Origin of the sequence: Leclercia sp. M50, from assembly GCF_037150775.1 — a bacterium.
Lineage (GTDB): Bacteria > Pseudomonadota > Gammaproteobacteria > Enterobacterales > Enterobacteriaceae > Enterobacter.
Genome location: NZ_JBBCPK010000182.1, coordinates 1 through 4117, shown reverse-complemented (window position 1 = coordinate 4117; position 4117 = coordinate 1). Strand labels below are relative to the sequence as shown.

General features: G+C 60.3%; 5 protein-coding genes and 1 riboswitch. All 5 genes read left to right on the top strand.

Going from position 1 to position 4117, the window contains the following annotated elements:
* Positions 1–53: 53 nt before the first annotated feature.
* A riboswitch (guanidine-I (ykkC/yxkD leader) is annotated at positions 54–152 on the top strand.
* 56 nt (positions 153–208) lie between these two features.
* Positions 209–1267 (top strand): putative urea ABC transporter substrate-binding protein, encoded by a 1059-nt coding sequence (locus WFM46_RS23045; RefSeq protein ID WP_336998644.1) that lies wholly within the window; start codon positions 209–211, stop codon positions 1265–1267.
* 17 nt (positions 1268–1284) lie between these two features.
* Positions 1285–2100 (top strand): ABC transporter permease, encoded by an 816-nt coding sequence (locus WFM46_RS23040; protein ID WP_336998643.1) that lies wholly within the window; start codon positions 1285–1287, stop codon positions 2098–2100.
* Positions 2097–2873 (top strand): ABC transporter ATP-binding protein, encoded by a 777-nt coding sequence (locus WFM46_RS23035; protein WP_103179470.1) that lies wholly within the window; start codon positions 2097–2099, stop codon positions 2871–2873. The genes WFM46_RS23040 and WFM46_RS23035 overlap by 4 nt, the downstream gene beginning before the upstream one ends.
* A gap of 4 nt (positions 2874–2877) precedes the next feature.
* On the top strand, positions 2878–3588 hold the full coding sequence (locus tag WFM46_RS23030) for an urea amidolyase associated protein UAAP1 (RefSeq protein ID WP_336998642.1): 711 nt from the start codon (positions 2878–2880) through the stop codon (positions 3586–3588).
* 8 nt (positions 3589–3596) lie between these two features.
* The coding region (locus WFM46_RS23025) for a DUF1989 domain-containing protein (protein ID WP_336998641.1) at positions 3597–4117 on the top strand (521 nt) is incomplete at its 3' end.

The following is a 4117-nucleotide window of genomic DNA, read 5'->3' as shown; positions in this document are numbered from 1 at the left end:
GGCACATCCTTTCCTTTAACCAATGTGAAAGGCCAGTGCACCACACAATCTGAAAAATAGCTGGCTAGGGTTCCGGTTCACATATGTGGATGACTGGTCCAAGAGCTGGCGACCTCTGAGAGGTTACACGGCGGGACAAAAGCCCGGGAGACAGCAGCACCCACGGTGTCGCGCTGCCCCCTAATTTTGTGCCACTCAGAGGTCAAGCATGAAGAAAACGCCATTACTCCGCACCCTCGTATTGACGCTGGCGATGCTGGTCAGTCTCCCCACCTTTGCCGCCGTCAAAAAAGAGTTCAACGTCTGCTGGACCATCTACGCCGGGTGGATGCCCTGGGGCACTATCAGCACCAGCAAAATCATCGATAAATGGGCCGATAAATACGGCATCAAGATCAACGTCGTACAGCTCAACGACTACATCGAGTCCATCAACCAGTACACCGCCGGCCAGTTTGACGGCTGCACAATGACCAACATGGATGCCCTGACCATTCCGGCGGCGGGCGGCGTGGACACCTCGGCACTGATCCTCGGCAGCTACTCGGAAGGCAACGACGGCGTGGTGATGAAGGGCGAGGGCAAAACCCTTAATGACCTGAAAGGGATGAAAATCTACCTGCCGGAGCTCTCCGTTTCCCACTATCTGCTGGTGCGCGGGCTGGAGAAGGCCGGTCTGGCAGAGAAAGATGTCACCGTGGTCAACACCTCGGATGCGGATATCGTCTCCGCCTTCGGCACCGACAGCGTGCAGGCCGCCGTCGCCTGGAATCCGCAGCTCTCCGTTATTAAAGGCACGCCAAAAACCACCGAGGTGTTCAGCTCTTCTCAGGTGCCGGGTGAGCTGATTGACATGATGGTGGTTAACAGCGAAACCCTGAAGGATAACCCGGCGCTGGGCAAAGCCCTTACCGGGGCATGGTACGAAATGATGGGCCTGATGAAAGCCCAGGATGCCACTGCCCTTAATGCGATGGCGGCAGCGTCCGGCACCGATCTGACGGGCTATCAGGCGCAACTGAAAACCACCCACCTGTTCTACACCCCGCAGGAGAACCTGGCGTTTGTCACCTCACCGGAGCTGGCAAAAACCATGCAGCGGGTGGCGGCCTTCTCCTTTGATAAAGGGCTGTTGGGTGAGGGGGCGCAGAGCGCCGACTTCATCGGCATGCGTTTTCCGGGTGACGTTACCCAGGGCGATGCGGGCAATGTAAAGCTGCGCTTTGATGACAGCTTCGTGAAAATGGCCGCCGCAGGCCAGCTGTGATGACGGACGGAGTCTCCATGCGACAGATTAATCGCCATCCCACCTCCGGCATGCGGCTGATGCTTGTGATGTTGCCGTTTGTCCTGCTGTTGGCGGCCTACTTTTTCGGCTCAGCGGTGCGGCTGGACGCCAACCCACACGACAAGCTGCTGCCCGGCCTGCAACAGATGCTGGATGCGATCTCCCGGATGGCCTTCACCCCGGACAAGCGCAGCGGTGAGTACCTGTTCTGGGTCGATACCCTGGTGAGTCTGGCCCGCCTGCTGGTGGGGCTGGCGATTGCGTCGCTTATTGGCCTCTGCATTGGCGTCACCGCCGGGGTCTTCCCCATGTGGCGCGCCTCGCTCTCGCCGCTGATGACGGTGCTGTCGATGATCCCGCCTCTGGCGATTTTGCCGGTGCTGTTTATCGTCTTCGGTCTGGATGAGCTGTCGAAAATCATGCTGATTGTGATCGGCATTACCCCGATGCTGGCCCGGGATCTGGAGCACCGCGCCTGTGAAATCCCACCGGAAATTCTGATCAAAGCCCAGACGCAGGGGGCCAACAGCTGGACCCTGGTGCTGCGGGTGGTACTGCCGCAGCTGCTCTCGCGCCTGCTCACCTCCCTGCGCCTGCTGCTCGGTTCCGCGTGGTTATTCCTTATCTCAGCGGAGGCCATCTCTTCGACTGCCGGGCTGGGATACCGCATTTTCCTCGTGCGCCGCTATATGGCCATGGATGTGATTATCCCTTACGTCCTGTGGATCACGCTGCTGGCCTGGCTGATGGATCTGGCCCTGCGCCAGCTGCACCAGCGCTGTTTCCCGTGGGCAGAAGGAGGCAAAGCATGAGTTTTATCACCATCAACAATATCTGGCAGGAGTATGGCGACCACGTGGTGCTGGAGCGTCTGAATCTGCAGATCAAAGAGGGCGAGTTCTGCTCGATGGTCGGCGCGTCCGGCTGCGGGAAATCGACCTTTCTGCGTCTGCTCCTCGGCCAGGAAAAACCGAGCCGGGGCACTATCACCCTCGACGGTAAACGCCTGGTCGCCGAGCCGGACAGTCACCGGGGCGTGGTGTTCCAGCGTTACTCCGTCTTTCCGCACCTCAGCGTGCTTGATAATGTCGCCATCGGCCTCGAACTGCCGCAATCTCCGCTGCTCGGACGGCTTTTTGGTGCAAAAAAACGCGCTGCGCGGGAACAGGCGGCAGAGATGCTGAAAAAAGTGGGGCTTGGTCATGCGCTGGATAAATACCCGGCGCAGCTCTCCGGCGGGATGCAGCAGCGCCTTGCCATCGCTCAGGCCTTCATTATGCAGCCCCGGGTGTTGCTGCTGGATGAGCCCTTTGGCGCGCTCGATCCGGGCATCCGCAAAGAGATGCATGCGCTGCTGCTGCAGCTGTGGGGCGAAACCCGCATGACGGTCTTTATGGTCACCCACGATCTCTCCGAAGGCTTCAACCTCGGCACCCGCCTGCTGGTATTCGACAAAGTGCGCCTCGATCCGCAGGCCCCGAATGCCTACGGGGCGCGCATTACCTACGACATTCCGCTCAACGAGACTCGGCTCTCCAGCCTGAGCGGTTCAACTCCCGACAACGTTTATGCCTTAAGGGGTTAACGCTATGACGACGACTTTACGTGAAGAGATCCTGCCGGGCGGCGGCCACCTCTCCTTTGTGCTTAAGCGCGGGCAGATCCTGCGCATGACCGACCCCGACGGCGGGGCGAACGTCAGCCTGATGATGCTCAACGCCCATGAGAAGAGCGAGCGCCTGAACCTGCCGGACACCCTGAAAGGCCAGCACACCGCGCGCCTGACCGCCGGGCACTGCTTCTACTCCGACATGGGCCGCGTCCTGGCGGGCATCATTGCCGATACCTGCGGCTGGCACGACCCGTTTGGCGGCGTACTCAATGCCGCCGAAGCCACCGAGAAATATGGCCAGGGGCGCTATCAGGAGCTGCGCAACGGCTTCTTTCGCAACGGCACCGATAACCTGCTGGTGGAGATGGGCAAATGGGATCTCAATCTCGAAGATCTGCTGATGGTGGTCAACTTCTTCAGCAAAGTGACGGTGGACAAACGGGGCCGGTTCAGCTTCCACAGCGGCCATTCACAGCCGGGCAGCTACGTGGAGCTGTTCGCCCCGATGGACACCCTGGTGGTGATGACCGCGCTGCAACATCCGATGGACCCGTCCAGAGAGTACGCCCCGCGTCCGGTGCAGCTGAGCTGGCGGCAGGCGGAAGATGAAGACGCGGCGATAAACGCGCTGCTGACGCGCCCTGAAAACGGCCGCGCCATCGCCAATACCCAACTTTTCGCCCTGTAAGGAGCCTGATGATGACAGTCGCCAGCGAAAAAGATGTGCAACACGCCAGCTTCCGCCATGTGATCCCGGCGGGGGAGCCCTACCTGTTTGAAGTGAAAAAAGGCCAGACCCTGCGCCTGCTGGATCTGGAGGGCAACCAGGCGGTGGATACGCTGTTTTATAACGCCGATAACCCGCGGGAGCGCTACGACGCCCAGCGCACCCTGCGCCGGCAGAACAACGCTTATCTGACCACCGGGAGCGTACTTTACTCCAACCTCGGCAACCCGCTGCTGACCATCGTGGCGGATACCTGCGGACGGCACGACACCCTCGGCGGCGCCTGCGCCCAGGAGAGCAACACCGTGCGTTACGCCCTCGACAAGCGCCATATGCACAGCTGCCGGGATAACTTCCTCTGCGCCTGTCTGCACGATGGCCGCCTGCAAAAGCGCGATATCGGGGCCAACATCAACTTCTTTATGAACGTGCCGGTGACCCCCGAGGGCGGGCTGACCTTTGCCGATGGCTTCTCCGCACCGGGTAAATA